Genomic DNA, 22387 nt, shown 5'->3' on the forward strand with positions numbered 1-22387 from the left:
CACCGGGGCGCGGGTTCGGCGCCGGAGCGACGGGGGTGTCGAGGCCGCCGAGACCGGAGAGCACGTCGGAGGCGATCTCCCCGGTCTGCCACAGCGCGAGGATCGCGCCCTCGGTGGCGGGCCGGGCGGCGGGGTTCTGCAGCGCGAGCCCGTTGGCGAAGGTGAGGGTGTTGTAGCCGTCGTCGGCGGCGCGCAGCATCAGGTTCGAGGCGACGCCCGCGCCGACGATCCGATCGAGCCCCTGCCCGAAGAAGTAGAAGGTCCACAGGCCCCACAGGTCGGCGTTGTAGATCCGCTTGCTGCGCTCCGGGATCACGTTGCCGTTCTTCGCGATCGAGTCGACGATCCGGTAGAAGTCGAGCGCGTTCGCCGGGGTGCTGCGGGTGTGCGCGACGGTGTACGCGAGATCGACGGTGATGTGCGCGTTGTAGCCCGCCATCGCCACCCGGCCGGGCGGCAGCTCGCACCGCGCGGCCAGCCGGAAGTAGTTGCCCCACCACTGCGGCACGGCGCCGCCGGTCCACTGCGCGTGCACGGCCCGCAGGTAGCGGCTCACCAGGTCGATGGAGAGGGACTTGGTGTAGCGCGGATCGTCGAGCCCGGCCTCGTCGCGCTGCGTCGGGGTCACAGCGTCGCGGATCACGCCGTCCATCCCGACGCCGAACAAGCCGCGCCGGTCGCGGTGCGCGGCGAGGATGTCCGCGATACCGCGCTGCCGCGCCGTGAGGTCGTCGAGGCCGGCGAAGGTCGGCGCGGTGGGCAGGGCCCGCGGATCGGAGAGCGCGACGATGCGCTTGTTCTCCGCGGGCGTCAGCGCGGTGCCGCAGTAGGCCGACGGTGCCGCGCTCGCCGGGGCGGCGAACAGCGAGACGGTGACGAGGGCAGCGGCCATCGTGCCGGCGACCCGCGCCGACCGTCGGGGCATCATGCGTCCTAGACCTCCGCGAGCGGTACGCCGGGATCGGCGAGACGAGCGGCGTCGACCACCCGGCGGGACGTGATCAGCGCACGCACATCATCGCCCACGTCCCACACGTTCACGTTCATACCGGCCAGAACGCGTCCCTCCTTCAGCCAGAAGGCGACGAATTCGAGGGCGCCCACGTCGCCGCGGATCACCACGTCGTCGTACCCCGTCGAGAGGCCCAGGTACTCCATGCCCAGCTGGTACTGGTCGGTGAAGAAGTACGGGAGGCGGTCGTAGACCTCGGCTCCGCCGAGGATGTTCGCCGCGGCGACGCGCGGCTGGTTGAGGGCGTTGGCCCAGTGCTCGACGCGCACGCGCCGGCCCACCGTCGGGTTCTCGGCGGCGGCGACGTCGCCGACGGCGAAGACGTGCGGGTCGGAGGTGCGCAGCCCGGCGTCGACGGCGATGCCGCCCTCGGCGGTGTCCAGGCCCGCGTCCTTCGCGAACTCGATGTTCGGGATCGCGCCGATGCCCACGAGCACGGCGTCGGTCTCGATCGTGGTCCCGTCATCGAGGACCAGCCCCCGGCCACCGGGCTCGACGGCCCGCACGCCGGTGCCGGTGCGCAGGTCCACGCCGTGGCTGCGATGCAGGTCCGCGAAGACCTTGCCGAGTTCGGGGCCGAGCGCGCCGAGCAGCGGCTGCTCCGCGGGCTCGACGACGGTGACCTCCAGCCCGGCACCGCGGGCGGCGGCCGCGGCCTCGAGCCCGATCCAGCCGCCGCCGACGACGCCGAGCCGACCGCCCTTGTCGAAGACGGCGCGCAGGGCGTCGCTGTCGTCGAGGGTGCGCAGGTAGTGCACCCCGTCGGCCCCGGGCAACGGCCGCGCCCGGGATCCGGTGGCCAGCAGCAGGTCGTCGTACGGCAGCGACTCGCCCGTGTCGAGGCCGACGGTGCGCGCCTCCCGGTCGAGGGAGGTGGCGCGGACGCCGGTCCGCACGGTGACGTCGTGGTCGGCGTACCAGGCGGCGTCGAAGGTGAAGACGCTCTCGCGCTCGGCCTTGCCCTGGAGGTAGTCCTTGGACAGCGGGGGCCGCTCGTACGGTGGATGGGGTTCGGCGCCGATCAGCGTGATCGGGCCGTCGTGGCCCAGATCCCGTAGCGCCTCGGCCGCTTTCGCGGCTGCCAGTCCTGCCCCGACGATGACGATCGCACCCATGCCCTCGACCGTAGCCCCGTCCGCCGACGAGGGGAACCCCTCGAATCGCGGTATCGCGTGCACGATTCGTCCGGTTCGCTACGCTCGGTCCATGGAAGTACTACGCAACGTAATAGTTCTGGTGCACATCGTGGGCTTCGCCGTCACGTTCGGCGGCTGGGTCGCCTCCGCGGCGGCCGGCCGGTTCCGGTTCGAGCGGGTCATGGACTACGGGCTGCTGGTCTCACTCCTCACGGGCCTCGCGCTGGCGGCGCCGTGGCCCGCCGGGATCGAGCTGAACTACCCCAAGATCGGCATCAAGCTGGTGATCCTGCTCGTGCTCGGCGGCCTGCTCGGCATGGGCAGCGCACGACAGAAGCGCACCGGTGAGGCCGTCCCGCGCGGGATGTTCTACACCGCGGGCCTGCTGTCGCTGACCGCCGCGGGGCTCGCCGTCATCTGGTGACGCCGCGGATGTCGTGCACGTAGTCGCGGAGCTCGTCGAGCTTGCCTTTCGCGGCGACCAGTTGCGCGATGCGCTCGTCGAGCACGGCGCGACGCTCGCCGATGCGGACCAGCGCCGCATCCAACTCCTCGGGCGGAGCGTCGCCCTCGCCGCAGACGATTCCCACCAGGTCCGCCGTCTCCGTGGCGGACAGCCCGGCCTCGATGAGACAGCGCGCATCGGCGACGGTGCGCACGTCCTCCTCGGTGAACACCCGATAGCCGTTGGATTCCCGCCCCGGCGCGAGGATCCCCGTCGCCTCGTAGTGCCGGATCATCCGCGGCGTCGCGCCCGTGCGGGCGCACAGGTCGCGCATCCGCAGCCCGCGCTTGACCATGACACTGGTGTCAGAGTTCATGCTCTCCAGTATGACCAATCAGCAGCAGTTCCGCGCGGTCGTGGTGACCGCCCACCCCNNCGCCGNCTCCGCCACCGCCCGCACCGCCGCCGCCGTCGCCCGGGGCCTGCTCCGCGGCGGGTACGCCGAGGTCGAGCGCCACGACCTCCTCGCCGAAGGCTTCGACTCGACCTTCGGCGCGGCCGACCACGCGGCGTACCGCGACCGCACCGTCGTCCCCGCGGACGTCCGGGCCGAGCAGCGCCGCCTGGAGGAGTTCGACGCGATCGCGATCGTCTTCCCGGTGTACTGGTGGGGCCTGCCCGGCCCGCTCAAGGGCTGGGTCGACCGCGTCTTCACCCGCGACTGGGCGTACGACGACACGGACTCCGGCGCGGAGCTCGCGGCGCCGAAGCGCCTGTACTTCTTCCCGATCGGCGCCGTCGGCGAGTCGACCTATCGCAAGCACGGGTACCTCGACGGGATGCGCGCCCAGCTCGTCGACGGTCTGGCGAACTACATGGGTGCGGAGGATTCCGGGCTCTTCCTGCTGGGCGACGGGGAATCGGACGATCCCGAGCGGCACCGTGTTCGCGACGCAGCAGCGGAGGACGCGGCTGCGGCGGTCGCCGCGCGCATCGTCGACGGTGCCGCCGCCTGACCGTCGTCAATCAACAGTTGACAACGACGCCGCGTCAACTCATGCTTGACGCATGCCTCAGAGTGATCCCGTCAGCCTCGACGCCCTCATCCGCACCGTCCACGCGCTTCACCCGGACGGCGACGCGCTCGCCCATCTCGGCGATGCCGTCGCTGTCGCGGCGCACCTGGGCGAGACCGCCGACCACCTCGTCGGACACTTCGTCGACCAGGCGCGGCGCAGCGGCGCCACCTGGACCTCGATCGGCGAGTCCATGGGGATGACGAAACAGGCCGCGCAGCAGCGCTCGGCGCCGCCGAGCATCGACCCGTCGACGCTCATCGATGCGACCGGCTCGCCCTACTCGCGATTCACGCCGCGGGCGCGGAGCGTCGTGGTAGCGGCGCAGGACGAGGCGCGCGAGGCGGGAAGCCCGGTCATCGACACGGATCACATGCTGCTCGGGTTGTTCCGCGAGCCCGAGGGCATCGCGGCACGACTCCTGCTCGGCCGGGGGGTCACGGAGGAGGCCGTCACCGAAGCCGTCCTGCACCGGCAGATCTCGACGACGGACACCGACGAGCGCCCGGAGCGCATCCCGTTCTCGCCCGCGGCGAAGAAGGCCGTCGAGATGGTGCTGCGCGAGGCGCTCCGCCTGGGCCACAATTACGTCGGCACCGAGCACATCCTGCTCGGCATCCTGGCGGAGGGCACCGGCCCCGGCGCGGTGTTCCTGACCGAGCGCGGCCTGGATCACGCGGCGATCGAAGCCGCGGTGCGCGAGGTGCTTTCGGCGTACAGCCCGGAGTGAGGCGAGCCCGCCGCTAGTGTGAGCGCATGGCAGCCCTCGCCCGCGTCGCGCCCGTCCTGATCACCGCAGTCGTGGCAGCCGGCATCGCCGCGCCCGCCCTGGCGGCGACCTGCACTCCGGCGCGCCAGCTCGCTGCCGCCGACGCCTACATCGCGGCGCTCGGCGATCGCACGAAGGCCGGCGCAGTGCCCTTCGCCCCCAACGCCGTCCGGTTCGAGAACGGCCTGCAGACCGGCTTCTCCGGCGAGCAGCTGCGCGGCGATCTCGACCGGCACCTGCAGTGCTCGATCATGGACGCGCCCAGAGTCACCGCGCGCACCGTCGCGCCCGGCGGCGACCGCGACCTGCTCAACTACCGCTTCATCGTGCCCGTCCGCATCGCCGGGCAGCACATCGTGGACGCACCGACAGACGAGGACTTCCGGATCCCGCGCAGCACCTGCCTCATCACGCGCATCGACGCGCGGATCACGATCACGCCGCCGCGCTGACGGCTCAGCCGACCCGCTCGGCCAGGGTCGCCAGGCCCTCCCCGCCCAGCTCCTCCAGGGCGACGGTGCGCCCGCTCACGGCGAGGAGCAGCGCCAGCAGCGGGCCCGTCACCTCGGGGCCGTCGCCCAGCGTGACGTCCGCGTCGGTGGCGCGCAGCCGGAGACCCGCGACGTGCTCCTTCGCGCCGCCCATGCCCTTCCCCGTGCGTGCCTGCAGCTGCAGCGCACGCTCGACGGCCTCCGTCGGGTACTCGCCGACGGCGCCGAGGGGGCGCCGGATGTCCTCGCCGTGCACGACGACTTCGACGAGCCGCGTGTCGAGCGGGGCGGGCGGTCCCGACGTTCGGTCGGCGAGAGCACGGAAGCGCTCGAGCATCTGCGCCGCCGGGCCGAGCTCGCGATCGACCCCGTTCTGGTTGTCGCGGTCGAAGTCGAAGCGGGCCAGGATCATTCCTTTGATGAATCCGAGGCGGGTGGTGTCCGCGGTGGAGATCTGATGCGCGACGACATCGCGCACGCGCCACCCGGGGCACAGCGACGGCGTGTCCCAGCGGGCGTCGTCGACACCCTCCAGGAAGGCGATCAGGGCGCGGCGCTCCGCGTGGACCAGCGGCCAGACATCGGACATGGGACTCCTTCGTCCCACTCACCGTAGCGCGGAAGCGCCTCCGCTCACCGGCGAAGAGTGATCGTGCTCCCGGCCGATGCGGAGCCCCTGACCACCACCAGAGGCCCCGCCGCCCCCTCGGGCGGGCCGGCCTCGTCCTTGACGGAGCTCAGACCGGAACGCGCGACGCCCGACACGTCGGCGCGCATCGTCGGGGCCAGGTGTACCTCGACCGAGACCTGCGGATCGATCTCCACCCCGCCGTCGGGAGGTCGGCGCGACGGAAGTCGAGGATCGCCGTGCCCATCGAGCCGGCGATCCGCAGCCGCACGGGGATGCCGCCCGGATTCCACCGCTATCGACCGATCTCGCGGGCGCGGCGCTGCAAGTACGCACGCTCGGCCGGATCGATGGTGAGCGAGATCGCCTTGGCGTAGGCCGCGCCGGCATCGGGATCGCCGAGGCGGCCGAGGAGCGACGCGCGCAGGGCCCACGCGGGCTGCAGTCGTTCCACGCCGTCGAGGGCGTCGAGCGCAGCCAGTCCCGCACGCGCTCCGTCGGTCTCGGCGATGACGGCGACGCGGGCGACGGCCGCACCACGGGTGGGCGCGAGGCCGAGGAGCGCGTCGTAGAGGCGCCGCAGGTGCGCCCAGTCGGGTGGCTCGCCGGCGCCCCGGGCGCAGTGCACGGCCCCGATGGCGGCCTCCAGCTGGAACCGTCCGACGGTGCCGAGCGCGTGCGCAGCGCGCAGATGCCGGTGCCCGGCGGCGATGAGGTCGCGGTCCCAGCGCCGCGGATCCTGCAACGGGAGTGGGACGTAGCGACCGTCCTCGTCGACGCGGGCACGCAGTCGGGCACTGGAGAGGTACAGCAGTGCGGCGAGGCCGTGCGCCTCGGCGACCGACGGGGCCGCCTCGGCGACCGTCCCGGCGAGCCCGAGGAGCAGCGCGTGCCGCTCCCGCGGCGGCGTGGGCCATTCGATGGAGTAGGAGCCGTACACGGCCTCGAGGACGGGGCCGAGCCGGCCGGAGAGGTCCGCGGCGCCGGGGACCTCGAACGGGATCCGATCCTTCGCTATCCGCTTCTTCGCGCGGGTGAGGCGGGCGGCCATGGTCGCGGTCGGGACCAGCAGGGCCGCGCCGATCTGCGCGGCCGTGAAGCCCAGGACGGTGTTGAGCATGAGCGGCACGCTCGCGTCAGCGAGGTCCGGGTGCGCGCACACGAGGAGCAGTTCGAGCCGCCGGTCGCTGATCTCCCCGGGCGCCGGGACGTCGTGCGCCGCTTCGTCGAAGGGCACTGCGGTGCGTTCGGCGGCGGACTTCCACCGGTCGCGTTGCCGGTTCCGCGCGACGGTGAGCAGCCAGGCGTCCGGGTCGTCGGGCACCCCGTCGACCGGCCAGCGGGTGAGGGCGCGCTCGAAGGCGTCGGCGAGGGCGTCCTCGGCGGCGGCGAGGTCGTGGGTGCGGGCGGCGAGCAGCGCGAGGAGCCGGCCGTACGAGGTGCGGGCGGCGTGCTCCGCCCGCACCTCCGGGTCCGTATCCACGGGTCCGGACCCGTCAGTCCGTGCAGGCCGCGGCGTTCCAGACGCCCTCGTCGCAGGCAGCGGCGACCTTACGGACCTCGATCACCGCGTACTGCGTGGCCGGATGCTTCTCGGCCCAGGCGAGGGCGGCGTCGCGATCGGGCACGTCGAGGAGGAAGACGCCGGCCAGCGCCTCCCGGGTGTCGGCGAACGGGCCGTCCTCGATCCGGAGGGCACCGTCGCGGCGGGTGACGGTGACCGTCTGCGCCTGCGGTTCCAGGATCTCGGCGCCGATCAGCACGCCCGCGGCCTGCAGGGCGGCGGTGTAGTCGGCCATGGCCCGCTGCATCTCCAGCATGGCCTCCATCGGGACGTCGCCCTCGCCGGGCTCGGCGTTGTTGAGCAGCAGTGCGTAATGCATGATTCCTCCTGATGTCCACTGTGCCCCAGGGGCGGGGCACAGTGATGACGATCGAGGCGACGCGGAATCGACAGCTCTCGCGAGGAACTTTCCTAGCGCTCGGCGAGCAGGGCGAGGACGCGCTCGGCGACGGGGTGCGCGCTGGCCGGGTTCTGGCCGGTCACGACCGTGCCGTCGGTGACGGCGAACGGGGCCCAGGCCTCGTCGGCCTGCACGTAGGTGGCGCCGCGCTCGGCGATCCGCTCCTCCAGGTTGAACGGGACGATGGCGTCGAGCCCGGCCAGCACCTCCTCGTTCCAGGAGAAGCCCGCGATGCGACGGCCGGCGATGAGCGGCGCGCCGTCCGCCTTCGTGGCGCCGAGCAGCCCGGCGGTGCCGTGGCAGACCGCGGAGACGACCTTGCCGGCCCCGTCGAAATCGCGCAGCAGGGTCGCGAGGCGCTCGTCGGTCGGGAAGTCGAACATGACGCCGTGGCCGCCGGTGAGGTAGATCGCGTCGAAGTCGGCGGCGTCGACGTCCTGCAGCGAGGGCGTGTTCCGGAGGCGGTCCATGAAGGCGGGGTCGTCGTAGCGGGCGCGCGTGCCGCCCTGCGCGAGCACCTCGTGGCTCAGGGATTCGGGGTCGATGGGAACGAACCCGCCCGCGATGCTGGCGATGACGGTGGTGTGTCCGGCCACCTCGACGGCGTCCACGAAGTGGGTCAGCTCGCCGAGCCAGAGGCCGGTGCGGCGGCCGCTCACGGCGTAGGACGGGACGCTGGTGGCGACGATCAGGATGCGGCTCATGACGTTCTCCTCATGGTTGGTTTGCGCGACAACTGAACCGTACCACAAATAATATATATTGCAACTGATATGCAGAGCCTGCTAGGCTGAGCAGGTGGCGGAACACGAGGAGACCTGCGATTTCGGCTGGTCCGTGGGGGTGTTGAACAAGGCCTACGCGGAGGCGGTGGCGCCGATCCTGGAGCGGATCCCGCGCGGGGTGCGCGGCTACCAGACCCTGTACGCCGCCGCGACGTACGACCTGCCGACGCAGCTCGCGCTCGCGGACTACCTGCTCATCGACAAGTCGGTGATGCCCTACGTGGTCGACGATCTGGTGGACGCGGGCCTTGTCCGCCGCGAGCCCTCGCCCACCGACCGGCGGGCCCGCCGGGTCGTCCCCACCGACGCCGGGCTGGCGATGCTGCGCGAGGTGGGCACGGAGGTGAGCGCCGCCGAGGCCGAGCTGCTCGGGCCGCTCTCCCCCGGCGACGCCGAGACGCTGCGGCGCGCCGTAGCGATCGTGGCCCGGACGTCGCGCGACGGCTGCGCGGGTTAGCCCTCGGCGTCGGTATCGCGCGTCATTCCCGTGCGAGGTGCAGCAGCGGATAGGGGCGGCCCTCGCCGTCGGTCTCGCTGCGGCCCGTCACCGTGAAACCGCTGTGCGCGTAGAAGCCGACGGCCTGCTCGTTCTGCTCGTTCACGTCCACCGTGCGCACGCCGAGCTCGCGCACGGCATGGGCGAGCAGGGCGCGGCCGATGCCGCGGCCCCGGGCGTCGGCGTGGACGAACAGCATCGCCAGGTCCTCGCCGGCCGTGCCGGCGAACCCGGCGACGGCACCGTCGACCTCCGCGACGGTGAGCCGCACCTGCGGGAAGTAGTCGCTCGCGAGCGCACCCTCGATGGCGTCGCGGTCGTCGTCGGCGAGGAAGTCGTGGGTGGCGTCGACGGAGCTGCGCCAGACCCGTACGAGGGTCTCGTGGTCGTCGACGGTGCCGGCGCGGAGTGCGATCATTCCCGTGATTCTTCCGGACGTGTCCACCGGTTTTCGCCGGAGCAGCGGAGGTCGCGCTCCGGTCAGCCGCGCAGCGCGGCGAGAGCGCGGTCCGCGTGGACCTGCATGTTCACCTCGGAGGCGATGACGTCGGCGACGGTGCCGTCGGCGCGGATCGCGAAGGTGGTGCGCTTGGTGGGCATGCCGGCCAGCTTGAGCAGGCCGCCCCGGCCCACCCCGTAGGCCGCCGCGACGGTGCCGTCGACATCGGCGAGCAGCGGGTAGTCGAGCCCGTGCTTGGCGGTCCAGTCCTGCTGCTTGGCGACGGCGTCGCGGCTGATCCCGACGCGCTGCACGCCCGCCTCCGCGAACTCGGCGGCGAGATCGCGGAAGTGGCACGCCTCCTTGGTGCAGCCCGGCGTGAACGCCGCCGGGTAGAAGAACAGCGCGACGGGGCCGTCGGCGAGCAGGTCGCTCAGCTTCCGCGGCGTGCCGTCCTGATCGGGCAGTTCGAAGTCGGGCGCGGTATCACTGGGTTTCATGCTCCAAGGCTAGCCTGGCACCATGAGCTTCACCGGATTCCCCGAGGCCGCGCTGGACTTCTATGACGACCTCGAGGCCGACAACTCGAAGGTCTTCTGGGAGGCGCACAAGGAGGTCTACAAGACCGCCGTCGCCGCGCCGATGGCAGCGCTCACCGAGGAGCTGGCCGACGAGTTCGGCACCGCGAAGATCTTCCGGCCCTACCGCGACGTCCGCTTCTCCAAGGACAAGACGCCCTACAAGACCCACCAGGGCGCGTTCGTCGGCGTCGGGCCGGCGACGGGCTACTACCTCCAGATCGGCGCGCCCGGCGTGCGGGTCGGCGCCGGCTTCTACGACGCGAGCCCCACCCGGCTCGCCGCGTTCCGGAAGGCCATCGACAACGACCTGTACGGCCCGGCGCTGGAGCAGATCATCGCGAAGCTGCGGCGCACGGGCTGGGAGATCGGCGGCGAGACGCTCAAGACCGCCCCGCGCGGCTGGGACGCCGACCACCCGCGGATCGAACTGCTGCGGCACAAGTCGCTCACCGCGATGCGGGACTACGGTTTCGAGGAGATCATCCACAGCCCGAAGCTGGTGCCGCAGATCCGCAAGCATTGGCGCCAGACCTCCGCGCTGCTCGATTGGCTGGTCGAGCACGGTGACGCCTGACCCCACGCCCGCTCCCTACACTGGGAGCATGGCTGGGCGATCTCGACTGAAGTGGATGTGGTGGGCCTTCGCCTACATCGCGCTCGGCCTGGGCATCGTCGGCGTCATCGTCCCGCTCATGCCCACCACCGTGTTCATCCTGATCGCGGCCTACTGCGCGGCCCGCGGGTCCGACACGCTGCACCGCAAGCTGCTCGAGCACCGGGTCTTCGGCCCGATGATCCGGGACTGGCAGGCCACCGGCGCAGTGAGCCGCAAAGCCAAGTACATGGCGATCGGCAGCATGGCCGTGTGCGCCGCGATCCTGTTCCTGGTGACGCCGACGTGGTGGATCGCCGCGATCGGCACCGCGATCATGGCGATCGTGGGCACCTGGCTGTGGCTCCGCCCCGAGCCCGTCCCCGTGCCCGAAGCTGACGGCGCGGTCAGTCGTCCAGAGCGGTGACCGCGATCCCGTAGGGCAGGAAGCGCACCTTCCGGGTGACATCGGTGTTGTGCTGGTTCGATCGCAGCGCGTCGATCTCCGTCGCGTAGACCTGCTCGACGCGGGCGCCCCCGTCCTCGGCGGTGGCGATGATCGCCCACACCCCGTCGCCGGTCTCGCCCGCCGTCTCCGGCTCGCGCTTCGGGCGGCGCACGGCATCGTCGAACAGCCCGGAGAAGGCCTCCCGGCCCGCGGTACCGCCGACGAGCCTGCCGATCATGTCCCGTGCCTCGCGCGCGAGATCGTCGAACTCGCCCGGACCGAACCCGAACGGGTTGTCGTTACCTGCCATGACTGACTCCTCGAGCCGAAGGGACTACTGAATTCCAGTGTCCACGCCGAACGAGGGTTCGGCCACAATCCCGAAAGCACGTCGTTCCCGGGCATCGGGTACATTTCGGTCACCACATCACTGATCCAGGAGCAGACATGGCCTCGTCACGCCGCATCCTCGCCACCGCCGCCACCGTCGGCCTCGCCGCCGTGCTCGCGCCGGTCGGTGCCGCCTCCGCCGGGCCGGGGGACGTCTTCGGCAGCGGCATGACGCAGACCGTCCACTGCATGCCTGACGGTGTGAACGTCAAGGGCGACCGCAACACCCTGTCGATCGTCGCCCACTGCGATCTGCTCATGGTCACCGGCAACGACAACGTGATCACCGTGACCAGCCCCCTCAAGACCCTCGTGGTGACCGGCCGCGACAACGTGGTCAAGTGCGAGTGGACCACCGGCACCAAGGTCAGCGACCGCGGCTTCGGGAACACCGTCAAGTGCTGACGGGCCTCAGTCGAGGCAGAACTCGTTGCCCTCGACGTCGGCCATGGTGAGGCACGACTCGTTCTCGCCGTCGGCCTCCTGGAGGTAGAGGCGGGTCGCGCCGAGCTTCTCCAGCCGCGCCCCCTCCGCCTCCAGCGCCGCGAGGCGCTCGGCGCCCACCATCCCCGTGCCCACGCGGACGTCGAGGTGCACGCGGTTCTTGACCGTCTTGCCCTCGGGGACGCGCTGGAAGAACAGGCGGGGGCCGACGCCGTTCGGGTCGACGCAGGCGAACGCCGAGCCGTGCGCCTCCGCCGGCAGCGACGCCTCGAAGGCGTCCCAATCGGCGAAGCCCGGCGGAGGCGGCGGCACGACGTAGCCCAGCGCCTCGCACCAGAACAGCGCGACGCGCTTCGGGTCCGCACAATCGAAGGTGACCTGGATCTGCCTGACAGTCATGCAGCAACCGTAGTCACCACAGCGGTCGGTTCACGACCTGATTTCGCCGCACGTCCGGCCCGCGCGTCGTGCGGGCTCGGCGTCGTCCCCGTTCACCAGCCGCGGCCAAGGTCCACGACGGCGCGACCCGTGTACTCGCCGGCCCGGAGGGCATCGACGACGGCGCCGACACCGTCGATCCCGATGTCGTTCGCCACGAGGTCGAGATGCCGGGGGCGCAGGTCCGTCTCGATGCGCCGCCACAGGGCCCGACGGGGCGCGATCGGCATGAGCACCGAATCGATGCCGGCGAGGGTGACGCCGCGCAGGATGAACGGCATGACCGTCGTCTTCAGGCCCGCGCCGCCGGTCAGACCGCTGGCGGCGACGACGCCGCCGTAGTTGAGCGTGCTGATCACGTCGGCGAGGGCGGCGCCGCCCACGCAGTCGACCGCGGCGGCCCAGCGGCTCCGGCCGAGGGGCCGGGGCTTGGCGTCGGGGTCGAGCGGGAGCCGGCCGATCACCTCGGCGGCACCGAGCTCCCGCAGGCGATCCGCGGCCGCGGGCTTGCCCGACGAGGCCACGACCTCGTAGCCGAGGCCCGCCAGCAGGTCGATGGTCGTGGAGCCGACGCCGCCGGTCGCGCCCGTGACGACGACGGGGCCGTCCTCGGGGGTGATGCCCGCGTCGACGATCGCGGCGACACTCATCGCCGCGGTGAAACCCGCGGTGCCGATGGCGGCCGCCTCGCGGGGGCTCAGCGCGGTCAGCTTCACCGCCCATTCGGCGGGGACGACGGCCTGTTCGGCGTAGCCGCCGTCGCGGGCGGTGCCGATCTCGTAGCCGTGGGCGATGACGCGGTCGCCGGCGGCGAACTCGTCCGACGTGGATTCGAGGACGGTCCCGGCGACGTCGATGCCGGGGACGATCGGGTACTGGCGCACGACGCCGCCGCCGGGCGTGAGGGCCAGCGCGTCCTTGAAGTTCACGCCGGAGAACTCGACGGCGATCCTCACCTGCCCGGGCTCGAGCGGTGCCGGTTCGCGGGTCTCCACACGGGAGGTCACGGCCTCGTCGGCGAGTTCGGCGATCAGTGCCCGGAACTGGGTCATCGTTTCTCCTGACGATCGGGATGCGTTGCGGCGATGCTACGTGCGTCGCGGACCGGGCGCCGAAGCCCGGTCCAGATGCCGCTCCACCACCCTGCGAAGGCGTTCGGGCGGGTACCGATCGGGGTACAGCACGGCGTCGACGGCGAGCCCGTCCACCAGTGCCGCGAGCGCATCGGCGTCGAGATCGAGATCCTCCTCGGTACCGTCGGAAAGGCCTGCGGCACGGGAGCGTTCGACGATCACTCGGGTGACGGCGCGGACGGCGGCGTGCAACTCGTCGACGATCGGGTGCAGGTCCGGGCGGTACACCGCGGCGGCACTCAGGGCGATCCAGGCCGTCACCTCGCGCCGACGGAGACCGTCGAGAGGCAGCAGCTCACACAGCAGGTCGACGGTGGCGCGACGCCGCTCGTGCGGGTCGGACACCTCCCCGTCGAGGACGGGCCGCGCGATCGCCAGGACCCGCTCGCCGATCCGATCGGCCAGCCGGCGCATCGCGAATTCGACCATCGCCGCCTGCCCGGCGAAGTAGTGCCGCACTGAGCCGACGGCGAGGCCGGCCTCCGCCGCGACATTGGCCAGGGTCGCGTGGTCGGCACCGCCGCGCGCGATCAGCGCGATCGCGGCCGTCGCGATCTCGTCACGGCGCTGGTCGGGGTCGACGATCTTGGGCACCACATTTTATAGCACGTCTCTGCTACATTGATTTAGCACGTATCTGCTAAATAATCTCGGGAGGCGGACCATCATGACCGACGCGCTGATCGTGGCCGCGATCTTCCTCGTGCTCGTCCTCACGACCCAGATCGGCACACGCCGTCACACCACGTTCCTCGCCGTCATGCCCTTCGTGACCAGTGCGGTGATCGGCTACCTCGTGCTCGGTACCGGGGCGCACCGGTACGCCCCGGGCGACGGCGCGCTCGTCGCCGCCGGGATCACCGTCGGTGCCGTGTGCGGGCTCGCCCTGAACACCGCGATGGACGTGTGGCGCGATCAGCGCCGCCGCGGGCGCCTGGTGACGCGAGCGGGCGCCCGCTACCTCACGATCTGGTTGGTCGTCCTGCTCAGCCGCTGCGTCTTCATCGCGGCGCTGGAGCACTCCCCGGGGTTCGCCACCTGGTTCGGCACGTTTCTGGCGCGCCTGCACGGCAGCCCCGACGGCGTGGCGGCGTTCTTCCTGTGCGCTGCGCTCGCGATGAGCGTGACCCGCGAGCTCACCATCCTCGCGCGCGGGCACAGGATCCCGCGACCGGGCCGGATCGCGCCCGCGACCGTGGGACGCTGATCGCCCTACCGCAGCCCGTCGATCACCGCGGCGATCCGCCGCTCGCGGGTCTCGGCCCGCTTCGCCTCCGCGACGCCCCGCGCCGCCTCCTTGCGGCGGGTGTGACTCAGCGCGTCGAAAGCCTCCCGCCGGCCGGCGTCCTGCAGCGCGGCCGCGAGATCGTCCGGCAGGTCGACGGTGCGCTCGGCCTCGTCGAGCTCGATGAGCGCCTCGACGGTGTCGCCGATCTCGACCTGGAGGTCCTTGCGTGCGGCCTTGGACAGGCCGATCAGGTTGCTCCCGCCCATGCCCGCGAGCCGCAGCCGGGCGGTCCGATCGCCGATGGTGACGCGCACGGCGGCGCGCTTCCCTCCGCCGAGCTCCTCGACCTGGGCGTCGGTCAGCTCGATGGCCGTGGCCGGTCCGACGGGTTCCAGCGTGGTTCGTACGTGCAGTGCCATGCGTCCCATCGTCCCCGAACTCGTCGGGTTACGCGGGCCCGCCGCCGATCCCGACTTCGTTGCCGTCGGGGTCGAGGAAGATCGCCTTGCGGACACCGTTCTCGTACGTCTCCACCTCGTGTGGGTGCAGGCCGCGTTCCGATGCGGCCTGGAGGAAGGTCTCGAAGCCGTCGACGAACAGGGTGACCGCGCAGTGCCCCGCGTGCTGCGGGAGCAGCTCCGCGTAGACGTGCACGTGCTCCCCCAGCGTCCACACGTGCTCGACGTCGTTGGGCGCGAACGATTCCACGTCGCCGAAGAGCTTCTCGCCCCACGCGATCGCGCGCGGCAGGTCCGTCACGGCGAGCCGTGCGAAGAGGTCCATGATCACTCCTTGGGGCGTCGTTTCGACGGTGCGCGGCGCAGCAGGTCCGGGAGTTCGGCGACGGCCGCGGCGTCGGCGAGACTCTCGTCGATGTTGACGAGCGCCAGCAGCCGCAGCGGCGCTCCGACTCGTGCTGCGGCCTCGAACTTGTGATGGCCGTCGAGGAGGAAGTGGGTCACCGCCCAGTGCTCGTAGAAGTCGGTCGAGTCCCGAGCGATGACGGCCGGCGCGCGACGATCGAGTATCGACAACGCCACTGCCGTCGGGGTCGATCCCGCAGCGAACAGATCGGCGTAGTGCTGAACACGCTTCTCTTCGTTCCAGCTGGGCGGCACCATGGGGACGACGAACTCGAAGAGATGCTCGTCGGGCGCGACCTCGGTCTCGAACGTGCGGTAGTAGGGAGTCAACGGGTTCTGCGGCAACCCCCATAGCGGGTCGATACCCCACGTCCCGAGTTGCTCGTTCGTGAAGTAGTCACGGTCGTCGTACGGTGCGACGAGCTCCGGCGTGACCTCGACCAGGAGCGGGAGGTACTCGCCCGCGGGCAGCAGCCCGGCGAAAGTGGTGACGACCTCCTCGTCGATGACATCGAGGCCGCGCTCCAGTTTGTCGAACGGCTGCCTCTCGTCTGAGATGTCGTAACCGATGGTCTTGCGCTCGAATAGGAACGGACACGTGCCGCACCAGAAGGACAACACGAACGACGGAGTTCCCTCGATGAACAGGTGTCGGGACGAGGTCGGCTCATCGGGGTCGATCGGGCCGATCCGCAGCGTCGCCTCGTCGTGTGGGACGCCGAGGCGACGCTGGGGGGCTGTGGAGATCAGCATGCGCGGATCGTGGGCCGGGCCGTCAGTGATGCGCCGGGCCGGACGGGGCGGCACCATCGACCTTGGAGGGCAGGAGCAGTGCGGCCACGACGACCACGACACCCATGAGCGCGGCGGCGGCGAAGGCCCACTGCAGTCCGCCGACGAAGGCCTCGGGCTGGGAGGCGCCCGCCTCCGCGAGGTGCGTCGAGCGGTTGGACATGACGACGATGAGCGCCGCGGTGCCGATCGCGCCGGCCACCTGCTGGAGCGTGCCCAGTAGCGACGAGCCGTGCGAGTACAGGTGCTCGGGCAGGTCGCCGAGGCCGACGGTGAACACCGGGGTGAAGACGGCGGCCAGCGACACCATGAGCCCGATGTGCACGGCGACGAGGACCGGGTACGGCGTGGTCGCGCTGATGCGGCTCAGCGCCGCGAGGGCGACGACGATGCCGATCGCGCCGGGGATCACCAGGGGGCGCGCGCCGACGCGGTCGTAGAGCTTGCCGACCTGCGGGCCGAGCAGGCCCATCGCGAGGCCGCCGGGCATCACGAGCAGGCCGGTCTGCAGCTCGGAGAGGCCGCGGAGGTCCTGCAGGTACAGCGGCAGCAGGATCATCGAACCGAGGAAGGCCATGAAGCCCGCGGTCATGAGGAGCAGCGAGACCGTGAAGGTGCGGTGCCGCAGGGCGCGCAGGTCCAGCAGCGGCATCTCGCGCTGCTGCAGCCGCACCTGGTAGGCGGCGAACGCGGCGATCAGGAGAACGCCGGCAACGACGATGAGGATCGGGCCGGTGACATCTCCCGTGCCGATCTCGCTGAGCCCGTAGACCAGACTGCCGAAGCCGCCTGCCGCGAGCGCTACGCTGAGCCAGCTGACGGGCGTGTTCTCGGTCTCGCCCACGTTCTCCAGCTGTCGCATCCCGGCGACGCCGACGAGCACCGCGATGGGCAGCACGAAGACGAAGATCAGGCGCCACGATCCGAGGTGCAGGATCATCCCGGAGACCGCCGGGCCGAGCGCGGGCGCGCACGACATGGCCAGGGTGACCTGCCCCATCACGCGGCCGCGGTCGCTCTCGGGGACCACGGTCATCAGCGTGGTCATGAGCAGCGGCATCATCACCGCGGTGCCGCCCGCCTGGACGACGCGCGCCGCGAGCAGCACCTCGAACGTCGGGGCGATCGCCGCGAGGGCGGTGCCGGCGCTGAACGTCGCCATGGCCACCGCGTACGCCGTGCGGGTGCTGACGCGCTGCAGGAACCAGCCCGTCACCGGGATCACCGCGGCCATGGTGAGCATGAAGACCGTGGAGAGCCACTGGGCCGCGCGGGCGTCGACGTGGAAGTCGGCCATGAGCCGCGGGATCGCGTTGATCATGATCGTCTCGTTGAGGATCACCACGAAGGTGGCCGCGACCAGCAGCTTGATCACCAACGGCGTGCGCCCGGCCTGTGCAGTCGCTCCGGCCTGCGCGGTGAGCTCGGTCGAGTCGCCGGCGGGCTTCGTCAGGTCGGTAGGGGGATGGTCCATCTGTTCAGTGTGCGTGGCCATGGTGGCTTCCTCATAGTCGTTTTCGCCGCGACCTGTCGATCGCCTTCATGAATACGACGAACCACTGACAGGTTTTTCGACATCACCCGTCGACGACGTTCGTGAAACCGGCGTTTTCCGGGCACACGAGACGGGATATGGCCTCGTACGCCCGGATTCCCCTGTTTTCACAAGCGCGAGCGCCCTGGCCGCGGGTCGGTCCGCGGGTCTACCGTCGAGGTATGAGCCGAAGCGCCGGGACCGCCAGCACGATGCCGCTGCAGGGCGTCATGAACGCCGTGATGCGAACGCTGCTCAAGGCGCCCGGCGTCTCGCGGTTCCTCGGCGAGCGCCTGCTCACGCTGTACGTGGTCGGGCGGAAGTCGGGCAAGGTCTTCGAGGTCCCCGTCGCCTACACCAGGCACGACGGGAACCTCCTCGTCGGCTCCCCCTTCGCGTGGGGCAAGAACCTCCGCACCGGCGAACCGATCGACATCCAGCTCGCCGGGCGCCGCCGCACCGCCGACGTGCGCGTCGTCTCCGACGAGGCCGGGGTGGTCGAGCTGTACGGCGTGATCGCGGCCGATAACAAGAACTTCGCCTCGTTCAACAAGATCGGCCTGACTGCCGACGGCACCCCCGACCGCGACGACCTGCACCGGGCCTATGCAGGGGGTGCGAGAGTCTTCGTCCTCAGCCCGCGCTGACGGCCTCAGCGCCGGCGGTCGGCGGATCGGTACTCTCGGTCCGGTGTTCGCTGTCCTGCGCCGGCTGATCCGGTACATCGTGATCGCGGCCGTCCTCGTCATGGTCGCCTCGAGCGTCTGGGTGCAGTGGGAGAGCCGGTCCCGCATCGCGCCGGATGCCGCGCGGCAGTGGGTGATCGTGCTCGGCGATCGCGTGCACGACGGCGAGCCGTCGGTGTACCTGCGCGAGCGGCTCGACACCGCGCTCACCGTCCTGCGCGAGAATCGCGCCCAGCAGGTGCTCGTATCCGGCCACGCGGCGTCCACGAAGGGCGACGAGGTCGCCGCGATGCGGAAGTATCTGGTGGAGCGCGGTGTCGATCCTGCGCGGGTCACCGACGATCGCTTCGGCGTCACGACATATAACACCTGTGCCCGAGCCAAAGCGGTCTTCGGAATCGATCAGGCCGTGCTCGTGACGCAGGACTTCCACCTGCGCCGCGCCGTCGCGCTGTGCCACGCGCAGGGCATCGACGCCGTCGGGGCCGAGGCGGACTCCGATGCCGGCGTGTACCTAACGGTGCGGAACTGGGTCCGCGAGGTCACGCTGTCGCGCCCGAAGGCCGCGCTGGACGCACTCCGCGATGCCGGCCCCGTCACGCTGGATCGATGATCATCCCGTCAACGAGAACGCCACTACGCTCCTTACAGTGACTGCAGGTCGGGTAGTGACCACGTCTCGCCGGTGGCGGGACTGCTGGCCGGCGCTCGTCGGCCTGGCGGCCGCAGGCTTTCAGATCGTCACCGGCGTCGAGGTGGCCGCAATATCGATCACCGTCGCCGTCGCGGCGTCCTGCTACCTGGCCGCAGCCGCCCTGGAGCGGCCGTGGGTGGCCTGGGTGGGAATACCCGCAGGATCGACCGTCGTCGTCGCCGGCGCGGCCGCCGGACTCCCCTGGTGGAGTGGACTCGCGGCCTACGCCTTCGTCCTCCTTCTGATCGGCGTCGCGCTGCACAGCCCCGGACGCTCGCTCGCGGAGCAGGGCCTCGCGCTCCTCGTGTATGGCGGCCTCGCCGTCGTGGCGATCCTGGTCTCACCCCGGATAGGGCTGGCGCTCGCCGGATCGGCGTTGGCGTGCCACGCGCTCTGGGACTTGCGGCACCTGCGTCGCGGGGACGTCGTTCCACGGTCCCTCGCCGAGTTCTGCATCGTGCTCGACGTCCCGCTCGGCGCGGCGGCGATCATGCTCGCCGCCACCGGGGCCCCCTCGCCGACAGGGTGAACCGCCGGACCGGACGATCTACGGGACGCGGCGGCAGTCGATCGAGAAGTCGTGTTGCCACGTAGCGCCTCGATCGTAGGAGAGCTCCCCGGCCCCCTCGATGTGGTCGTCGTCGACGAATCGTGCGATCGAACGCTGCCAGAAGTCCTCGTCCCGACGGATCATCGACCATCCGGAATCGGTCAGGTCCAGATCGAAGACCCGCGTGACCCCGCGCACGTCGAAGTGGTGCAGCTTTCGCTCTTCGAGGAATGCGATGGCGTCCGGGAAGTCAGGATGGTCGTACGTCCAATCCTGTTGCAGGAACGCCCCGTCGAGAACCCAGCGATACACCTGCGTCCCCGTAACCGGCTCCGGCACCGCCGTGTGCCTCATCGTGATGGACCACGATCCGACGAGCCGCTCGAGGGTGCGCACGCCCCCATCATCCTCGCGTCCCGTGGCGAGGGCAACGGGTTCGGGCCCCAAGCGCCTGCAGCACCACGAGGTCGGCGAGATCGAAACGACCGACCTGTCCGTCGGTCTCAGCTCCGACAAGTCGTCAACTCTGCTCCATCCAATCCGGAGCTCCCACCAGGTCGGCGAATTCGGCCAGCAGTCGACCCACATGGAAACCGTCCGCCGACGAGTGGTGGATCTGCAGTGCCACCGGCATCGTCGTCCGCCCATCGTTCTCGGTGAACCTGCCGAGCGTGAACACGGGCGACAGGTGACTCCACCCGTTCTCCACATTGAGATTGACGCCCGAGAACGACGTCCACGGCATGCTCGAGATGTCGAAGAGGTTCAGCGGGGGCGGAAAGCCCTGTGGGAACAGCGACTCCGCCGAGCGGTACTCCCTCAACGCGCCAGCGACGGCGTCGTGGAACACCGGGTAGTCCGCGTTGTACGGCACCCACACGTTCGCGAACGTCTCTCGTTCCGGATTGAACACCGTGAACGACGGGTCCACGACGTCCCACACTGCGGGTTGACCGCCCTCCCCCAACGTCATCCGGAACTCCTCGTGCCGGTTGACCACGGTCGCCAACGCCCAGATCTGGGTCGGATAGGTCTTCCACCCCGAGCCCGCGAGCCTGCGCTGCAGCTCTGTCACGTCGACATCGACCGTGATCGACAGGTAGGTGGGGCGACGGTGCCGATAGTGCTCGAATGTCTCCCGTCGAGCCCAGGTTCTCATCCGGATCGGCCGAGGCGTGATCATATTGCCGACCCTAACAATCAAGGTCGCCTGCGGCAGCTCCCGGAATACCGCCGCGAAGTCCGCTGTTTCACTCCGTGAGAAACCCCAGACAGAAAGCGGTGGCAATTGCGACCCGTTCCCCGATTCAGCACCGATGTGAACGCCGGCGACTACAGCATCGGCGAACACCCTGAACTGGGCGACGTGCGGTGGCGGCGCGACTTCGATGCGGCGATGTCCGAGGCGAAGGAGCGGAACCTGCCCGTGCTGCTGCTGTTCCAGGAGATTCCCGGGTGCTCGACGTGCGTGAACTTCGGGCAGGACGTCCTGGCGCACCCGCTGATGGTCGAGATGATCGACGCGCACTTCGTGCCGCTCGCGATCTTCAACAACCGCGCGGGCGCGGACGCCGAGGTGCTGCGCCGATTCCACGAGCCCGCCTGGAACAACCCGGTGGTCTACTTCCTCTCCCCCGACGGCGACAGCCTGGTTCCCAAGCTGACCGATCGCTACGACCTGATCTCACTGCACGACAAGATCACCGGCGCGATCGCGACGTCGGGGACGACGGTTCCGGAGTGGTTCCGGCTGTTCCGCGGCGACCTGCTGATCGAGGCCGGGATCGCCGAGCGGCTGCGTTTCGAGACGCCCTGCTTCTGGTCCGGCGAGACCAGCCTGGCGCAGTTTCCCGGCGTCATCTCCACCGACGCCGGGTGGATCGAGGGCGAGGAGGTCGTCGAGGTCTACTACGACCCCGGCCGGATCGGCATCGACGAGCTCGATCGCCGCGCCCGCGACGAGATCTTCCGACGCACGGACAAGCGGCCGTTCCGGCTGGACACGCAGCCGCAGTTCTACCTCGCCAAGACCCAGTGGCGGGCCGTTCCGATGACCAGGGCGCAGCGTACTCGGATCAATCTCGAGGTGGCGTACGGGCGGGATCCGTCGCCGTACCTGAGCCCCCGCCAGCTCGAGGTGCTGGGTGACGCAGCCTCCGACGCCGACCGGGACCCCGTCGGCTATCGGCGGGACGAACGATTCCGGCTCCGCTAGCCCGATCTCAGCGCTCGTGCTGCGCGTGCTCGGCGACCCCGAGCACGTGCAGCAGGGCGTCCGGATCGATCTGGAAGTCCGCGAAGACGATTTCGCCCTCGGGGTTGATGAGCGTGAACCACGGGGTGCCGCCGGTCCGGTAATCCTCCATGAAGGTCGGCAGTTCCCGGCCGGCCGGCGGCGTGTCCTGGCCGAACGGAACGGCCAGGCCGTACTTCTCCTGGTCGATCCGCAGCTTGTCCGACGTGTTCTCATCGGCGCCCTCGAAGACGGTCTGGATCACGGCGATACCGACGTCCGAGCCCGCGAGCCGGTCGTACAGGTAACGCAGCGTAGGGAAGCCGTGCGAGTGACATCCCGGGCACCAGTGCTGGAAGCAGAAGACGATCTTGAACCCCGGCCCGAGATCGGCCAGTCGGACCGGTCGCTCGAGCGGTTGCCCGTCGGCACCGATCCACTCGTCGACGCGCAACTCCGGCGCGATCCGTCGCTCGCGATCGGTGCTCATGTCCGCCTCATCCCGTTCGGTTCAGCCCGCAACCAGACCGCAACTCTGCG

General features: G+C 70.6%; 33 protein-coding genes and 1 pseudogene. 14 read left to right on the forward strand and 20 right to left on the reverse strand.

What is annotated here, in order from left to right; all coding sequences use genetic code 11:
* Together ACNAYW_RS16180 and ACNAYW_RS16185 are read right to left on the reverse strand one after the other, a co-directional pair.
* A partial coding sequence (locus ACNAYW_RS16180; RefSeq protein ID WP_415850688.1) for a DUF5995 family protein occupies window positions 1–925 on the reverse strand: 925 nt, incomplete at its 3' end.
* 8 nt (window positions 926–933) lie between these two features.
* On the reverse strand, window positions 934–2127 hold the full coding sequence (locus tag ACNAYW_RS16185; protein ID WP_415850689.1) for an NAD(P)/FAD-dependent oxidoreductase: 1194 nt from the start codon (window positions 2125–2127) through the stop codon (window positions 934–936).
* A 91-nt stretch (window positions 2128–2218) separates the two neighbouring features.
* On the opposite strand from ACNAYW_RS16185, the gene ACNAYW_RS16190 reads away from it, so the two are divergent.
* Window positions 2219–2572, forward strand: coding sequence for a Fe-S protein (locus ACNAYW_RS16190; protein WP_415850690.1), 354 nt, complete (start codon window positions 2219–2221; stop codon window positions 2570–2572).
* Here the strand turns inward: ACNAYW_RS16190 and ACNAYW_RS16195 are convergent.
* The gene (locus tag ACNAYW_RS16195) at window positions 2562–2969 is read right to left on the reverse strand and encodes a MerR family transcriptional regulator (RefSeq protein WP_415850691.1); all 408 of its coding nucleotides are present in this window, start codon (window positions 2967–2969) and stop codon (window positions 2562–2564) included. The two genes, ACNAYW_RS16190 and ACNAYW_RS16195, sit on opposite strands and share 11 nt — an antisense overlap.
* Window positions 2970–2979: 10 nt before the next feature.
* Between ACNAYW_RS16195 and ACNAYW_RS24705 the strand changes: the two genes are divergently transcribed.
* The 4 genes and pseudogenes from ACNAYW_RS24705 to ACNAYW_RS16210 form a co-directional block, all read left to right on the forward strand.
* The coding region (locus tag ACNAYW_RS24705) for a hypothetical protein (RefSeq protein WP_462972087.1) at window positions 2980–3027 on the forward strand (48 nt) is incomplete at its 3' end.
* A gap of 8 nt (window positions 3028–3035) precedes the next feature.
* Window positions 3036–3609 (forward strand): annotated as a pseudogene (locus ACNAYW_RS16200) (NAD(P)H-dependent oxidoreductase); the annotation flags it as partial.
* A 52-nt stretch (window positions 3610–3661) separates the two neighbouring features.
* Complete coding sequence (locus tag ACNAYW_RS16205) at window positions 3662–4399, forward strand: Clp protease N-terminal domain-containing protein (protein ID WP_415850692.1); 738 nt, start codon at window positions 3662–3664, stop codon at window positions 4397–4399.
* Between the two features lie 26 nt (window positions 4400–4425).
* Complete coding sequence (locus ACNAYW_RS16210) at window positions 4426–4890, forward strand: hypothetical protein (RefSeq protein ID WP_415850693.1); 465 nt, start codon at window positions 4426–4428, stop codon at window positions 4888–4890.
* A gap of 4 nt (window positions 4891–4894) precedes the next feature.
* Here ACNAYW_RS16210 and ACNAYW_RS16215 read toward each other — a convergent pair whose 3' ends face one another.
* The 4 genes from ACNAYW_RS16215 to ACNAYW_RS16230 form a co-directional block, all read right to left on the reverse strand.
* Window positions 4895–5518 carry a maleylpyruvate isomerase family mycothiol-dependent enzyme gene (locus ACNAYW_RS16215; RefSeq protein WP_415850694.1) on the reverse strand — a complete coding sequence of 208 codons (624 nt, stop codon included), beginning with the start codon at window positions 5516–5518 and terminating at the stop codon, window positions 4895–4897.
* A gap of 334 nt (window positions 5519–5852) precedes the next feature.
* Entirely contained in the window at window positions 5853–7040 is a 1188-nt protein-coding gene (locus tag ACNAYW_RS16220) for an RNA polymerase sigma factor (RefSeq protein ID WP_415850695.1), read from the reverse strand.
* Between the two features lie 13 nt (window positions 7041–7053).
* Entirely contained in the window at window positions 7054–7440 is a 387-nt protein-coding gene (locus tag ACNAYW_RS16225; protein WP_415850696.1) for a YciI family protein, read from the reverse strand.
* Window positions 7441–7532: 92 nt separating this feature from the next.
* Window positions 7533–8225, reverse strand: a complete 693-nt coding sequence (locus ACNAYW_RS16230) for a type 1 glutamine amidotransferase domain-containing protein (protein WP_415850697.1) — start codon at window positions 8223–8225, stop codon at window positions 7533–7535.
* Window positions 8226–8319: 94 nt separating this feature from the next.
* On the opposite strand from ACNAYW_RS16230, the gene ACNAYW_RS16235 reads away from it, so the two are divergent.
* Window positions 8320–8763, forward strand: a complete 444-nt coding sequence (locus ACNAYW_RS16235) for a MarR family winged helix-turn-helix transcriptional regulator (protein ID WP_415850698.1) — start codon at window positions 8320–8322, stop codon at window positions 8761–8763.
* 22 nt (window positions 8764–8785) lie between these two features.
* Here the strand turns inward: ACNAYW_RS16235 and ACNAYW_RS16240 are convergent, their stop codons facing one another.
* Window positions 8786–9220, reverse strand: coding sequence for an acetyltransferase (locus ACNAYW_RS16240; RefSeq protein ID WP_415850699.1), 435 nt, complete (start codon window positions 9218–9220; stop codon window positions 8786–8788).
* A gap of 62 nt (window positions 9221–9282) precedes the next feature.
* Window positions 9283–9741 carry a peroxiredoxin gene (locus tag ACNAYW_RS16245; protein WP_415850700.1) on the reverse strand — a complete coding sequence of 153 codons (459 nt, stop codon included), beginning with the start codon at window positions 9739–9741 and terminating at the stop codon, window positions 9283–9285.
* Window positions 9742–9763: 22 nt separating this feature from the next.
* On the opposite strand from ACNAYW_RS16245, the gene ACNAYW_RS16250 reads away from it, so the two are divergent.
* Both ACNAYW_RS16250 and ACNAYW_RS16255 read left to right on the forward strand, forming a co-directional pair.
* On the forward strand, window positions 9764–10396 hold the full coding sequence (locus ACNAYW_RS16250; protein WP_415850701.1) for a DUF2461 domain-containing protein: 633 nt from the start codon (window positions 9764–9766) through the stop codon (window positions 10394–10396).
* Window positions 10397–10424: 28 nt separating this feature from the next.
* Window positions 10425–10841 carry a YbaN family protein gene (locus ACNAYW_RS16255; RefSeq protein WP_415850702.1) on the forward strand — a complete coding sequence of 139 codons (417 nt, stop codon included), beginning with the start codon at window positions 10425–10427 and terminating at the stop codon, window positions 10839–10841.
* On the opposite strand, the gene ACNAYW_RS16260 is transcribed toward ACNAYW_RS16255, so the two are convergent.
* A complete protein-coding gene (locus ACNAYW_RS16260) occupies window positions 10822–11172 on the reverse strand; it encodes a hypothetical protein (RefSeq protein WP_415850703.1) in 351 nt (116 codons plus the stop codon). The genes ACNAYW_RS16255 and ACNAYW_RS16260 overlap by 20 nt on opposite strands.
* A gap of 137 nt (window positions 11173–11309) precedes the next feature.
* Between ACNAYW_RS16260 and ACNAYW_RS16265 the strand changes: the two genes are divergently transcribed.
* The gene (locus tag ACNAYW_RS16265; protein ID WP_415850704.1) at window positions 11310–11657 is read left to right on the forward strand and encodes a DUF3060 domain-containing protein; all 348 of its coding nucleotides are present in this window, start codon (window positions 11310–11312) and stop codon (window positions 11655–11657) included.
* Window positions 11658–11663: 6 nt separating this feature from the next.
* Here the strand turns inward: ACNAYW_RS16265 and ACNAYW_RS16270 are convergent, their stop codons facing one another.
* The 3 genes from ACNAYW_RS16270 to ACNAYW_RS16280 form a co-directional block, all read right to left on the reverse strand.
* Window positions 11664–12095 carry a VOC family protein gene (locus ACNAYW_RS16270; protein WP_415850705.1) on the reverse strand — a complete coding sequence of 144 codons (432 nt, stop codon included), beginning with the start codon at window positions 12093–12095 and terminating at the stop codon, window positions 11664–11666.
* A gap of 92 nt (window positions 12096–12187) precedes the next feature.
* Window positions 12188–13186: an acrylyl-CoA reductase family protein gene (locus tag ACNAYW_RS16275; RefSeq protein ID WP_415850706.1), complete on the reverse strand. Its 999-nt coding sequence runs from the start codon at window positions 13184–13186 to the stop codon at window positions 12188–12190.
* Between the two features lie 36 nt (window positions 13187–13222).
* Entirely contained in the window at window positions 13223–13861 is a 639-nt protein-coding gene (locus ACNAYW_RS16280) for a TetR/AcrR family transcriptional regulator (protein WP_415850707.1), read from the reverse strand.
* A 73-nt stretch (window positions 13862–13934) separates the two neighbouring features.
* On the opposite strand from ACNAYW_RS16280, the gene ACNAYW_RS16285 reads away from it, so the two are divergent.
* Entirely contained in the window at window positions 13935–14474 is a 540-nt protein-coding gene (locus tag ACNAYW_RS16285; protein WP_415850708.1) for a hypothetical protein, read from the forward strand.
* A gap of 5 nt (window positions 14475–14479) precedes the next feature.
* Here ACNAYW_RS16285 and ACNAYW_RS16290 read toward each other — a convergent pair whose 3' ends face one another.
* The 4 genes from ACNAYW_RS16290 to ACNAYW_RS16305 are packed head-to-tail and all read right to left on the reverse strand — an operon-like array spanning window position 14480 to window position 17624.
* On the reverse strand, window positions 14480–14914 hold the full coding sequence (locus ACNAYW_RS16290; RefSeq protein ID WP_415850709.1) for a YdeI/OmpD-associated family protein: 435 nt from the start codon (window positions 14912–14914) through the stop codon (window positions 14480–14482).
* A gap of 28 nt (window positions 14915–14942) precedes the next feature.
* Window positions 14943–15278: a VOC family protein gene (locus ACNAYW_RS16295; protein WP_415850710.1), complete on the reverse strand. Its 336-nt coding sequence runs from the start codon at window positions 15276–15278 to the stop codon at window positions 14943–14945.
* Window positions 15279–15280: 2 nt separating this feature from the next.
* Complete coding sequence (locus tag ACNAYW_RS16300) at window positions 15281–16111, reverse strand: hypothetical protein (protein WP_415850711.1); 831 nt, start codon at window positions 16109–16111, stop codon at window positions 15281–15283.
* A 22-nt stretch (window positions 16112–16133) separates the two neighbouring features.
* A complete protein-coding gene (locus tag ACNAYW_RS16305) occupies window positions 16134–17624 on the reverse strand; it encodes an MDR family MFS transporter (RefSeq protein ID WP_415850712.1) in 1491 nt (496 codons plus the stop codon).
* Window positions 17625–17866: 242 nt separating this feature from the next.
* On the opposite strand from ACNAYW_RS16305, the gene ACNAYW_RS16310 reads away from it, so the two are divergent.
* The 3 genes from ACNAYW_RS16310 to ACNAYW_RS16320 are packed head-to-tail and all read left to right on the forward strand — an operon-like array spanning window position 17867 to window position 19593.
* A complete protein-coding gene (locus tag ACNAYW_RS16310; protein ID WP_415850713.1) occupies window positions 17867–18331 on the forward strand; it encodes a nitroreductase/quinone reductase family protein in 465 nt (154 codons plus the stop codon).
* 43 nt (window positions 18332–18374) lie between these two features.
* Window positions 18375–18983, forward strand: coding sequence for a SanA/YdcF family protein (locus ACNAYW_RS16315; RefSeq protein ID WP_415850714.1), 609 nt, complete (start codon window positions 18375–18377; stop codon window positions 18981–18983).
* Window positions 18984–19020: 37 nt separating this feature from the next.
* Window positions 19021–19593 carry a hypothetical protein gene (locus tag ACNAYW_RS16320; RefSeq protein WP_415850715.1) on the forward strand — a complete coding sequence of 191 codons (573 nt, stop codon included), beginning with the start codon at window positions 19021–19023 and terminating at the stop codon, window positions 19591–19593.
* A gap of 18 nt (window positions 19594–19611) precedes the next feature.
* Here the strand turns inward: ACNAYW_RS16320 and ACNAYW_RS16325 are convergent, their stop codons facing one another.
* A complete protein-coding gene (locus ACNAYW_RS16325; protein WP_415850716.1) occupies window positions 19612–20010 on the reverse strand; it encodes a hypothetical protein in 399 nt (132 codons plus the stop codon).
* A 124-nt stretch (window positions 20011–20134) separates the two neighbouring features.
* Window positions 20135–20797: a CatA-like O-acetyltransferase gene (locus tag ACNAYW_RS16330; RefSeq protein ID WP_415850799.1), complete on the reverse strand. Its 663-nt coding sequence runs from the start codon at window positions 20795–20797 to the stop codon at window positions 20135–20137.
* Window positions 20798–20980: 183 nt separating this feature from the next.
* Between ACNAYW_RS16330 and ACNAYW_RS16335 the strand changes: the two genes are divergently transcribed.
* Complete coding sequence (locus ACNAYW_RS16335; protein ID WP_458629898.1) at window positions 20981–21829, forward strand: VPGUxxT family thioredoxin-like (seleno)protein, type 2; 849 nt, start codon at window positions 20981–20983, stop codon at window positions 21827–21829.
* Window positions 21830–21836: 7 nt separating this feature from the next.
* On the opposite strand, the gene ACNAYW_RS16340 is transcribed toward ACNAYW_RS16335, so the two are convergent.
* Complete coding sequence (locus ACNAYW_RS16340; protein WP_415850718.1) at window positions 21837–22337, reverse strand: peroxiredoxin family protein; 501 nt, start codon at window positions 22335–22337, stop codon at window positions 21837–21839.
* Window positions 22338–22387: the final 50 nt, after the last annotated feature.

It is taken from the genome of Tsukamurella ocularis (genome assembly GCF_965138335.1).
Taxonomy (GTDB): Bacteria; Actinomycetota; Actinomycetes; order Mycobacteriales; family Mycobacteriaceae; genus Tsukamurella; species Tsukamurella ocularis_A.

Bases quoted from the DNA above. Each gene is read 5' to 3' on its own strand.
- ACNAYW_RS16185 (WP_415850689.1), bottom strand. From the start codon at position 2,127: ATGGGTGCGATCGTCATCGTCGGGGCAGGACTGGCAGCCGCGAAAGCG.
- ACNAYW_RS16190 (WP_415850690.1), top strand. From the start codon at position 2,219: ATGGAAGTACTACGCAACGTAATAGTTCTGGTGCACATCGTGGGCTTC.
- ACNAYW_RS16195 (WP_415850691.1), bottom strand. From the start codon at position 2,969: ATGAACTCTGACACCAGTGTCATGGTCAAGCGCGGGCTGCGGATGCGC.
- ACNAYW_RS16205 (WP_415850692.1), top strand. From the start codon at position 3,662: ATGCCTCAGAGTGATCCCGTCAGCCTCGACGCCCTCATCCGCACCGTC.
- ACNAYW_RS16210 (WP_415850693.1), top strand. From the start codon at position 4,426: ATGGCAGCCCTCGCCCGCGTCGCGCCCGTCCTGATCACCGCAGTCGTG.
- ACNAYW_RS16215 (WP_415850694.1), bottom strand. From the start codon at position 5,518: ATGTCCGATGTCTGGCCGCTGGTCCACGCGGAGCGCCGCGCCCTGATC.
- ACNAYW_RS16225 (WP_415850696.1), bottom strand. From the start codon at position 7,440: ATGCATTACGCACTGCTGCTCAACAACGCCGAGCCCGGCGAGGGCGAC.
- ACNAYW_RS16230 (WP_415850697.1), bottom strand. From the start codon at position 8,225: ATGAGCCGCATCCTGATCGTCGCCACCAGCGTCCCGTCCTACGCCGTG.
- ACNAYW_RS16240 (WP_415850699.1), bottom strand. From the start codon at position 9,220: ATGATCGCACTCCGCGCCGGCACCGTCGACGACCACGAGACCCTCGTA.
- ACNAYW_RS16245 (WP_415850700.1), bottom strand. From the start codon at position 9,741: ATGAAACCCAGTGATACCGCGCCCGACTTCGAACTGCCCGATCAGGAC.
- ACNAYW_RS16250 (WP_415850701.1), top strand. From the start codon at position 9,764: ATGAGCTTCACCGGATTCCCCGAGGCCGCGCTGGACTTCTATGACGAC.
- ACNAYW_RS16255 (WP_415850702.1), top strand. From the start codon at position 10,425: ATGGCTGGGCGATCTCGACTGAAGTGGATGTGGTGGGCCTTCGCCTAC.
- ACNAYW_RS16260 (WP_415850703.1), bottom strand. From the start codon at position 11,172: ATGGCAGGTAACGACAACCCGTTCGGGTTCGGTCCGGGCGAGTTCGAC.
- ACNAYW_RS16265 (WP_415850704.1), top strand. From the start codon at position 11,310: ATGGCCTCGTCACGCCGCATCCTCGCCACCGCCGCCACCGTCGGCCTC.
- ACNAYW_RS16270 (WP_415850705.1), bottom strand. From the start codon at position 12,095: ATGACTGTCAGGCAGATCCAGGTCACCTTCGATTGTGCGGACCCGAAG.
- ACNAYW_RS16275 (WP_415850706.1), bottom strand. From the start codon at position 13,186: ATGACCCAGTTCCGGGCACTGATCGCCGAACTCGCCGACGAGGCCGTG.
- ACNAYW_RS16285 (WP_415850708.1), top strand. From the start codon at position 13,935: ATGACCGACGCGCTGATCGTGGCCGCGATCTTCCTCGTGCTCGTCCTC.
- ACNAYW_RS16290 (WP_415850709.1), bottom strand. From the start codon at position 14,914: ATGGCACTGCACGTACGAACCACGCTGGAACCCGTCGGACCGGCCACG.
- ACNAYW_RS16295 (WP_415850710.1), bottom strand. From the start codon at position 15,278: ATGGACCTCTTCGCACGGCTCGCCGTGACGGACCTGCCGCGCGCGATC.
- ACNAYW_RS16300 (WP_415850711.1), bottom strand. From the start codon at position 16,111: ATGCTGATCTCCACAGCCCCCCAGCGTCGCCTCGGCGTCCCACACGAC.
- ACNAYW_RS16305 (WP_415850712.1), bottom strand. From the start codon at position 17,624: ATGGACCATCCCCCTACCGACCTGACGAAGCCCGCCGGCGACTCGACC.
- ACNAYW_RS16310 (WP_415850713.1), top strand. From the start codon at position 17,867: ATGAGCCGAAGCGCCGGGACCGCCAGCACGATGCCGCTGCAGGGCGTC.
- ACNAYW_RS16330 (WP_415850799.1), bottom strand. From the start codon at position 20,797: ATGATCACGCCTCGGCCGATCCGGATGAGAACCTGGGCTCGACGGGAG.
- ACNAYW_RS16340 (WP_415850718.1), bottom strand. From the start codon at position 22,337: ATGAGCACCGATCGCGAGCGACGGATCGCGCCGGAGTTGCGCGTCGAC.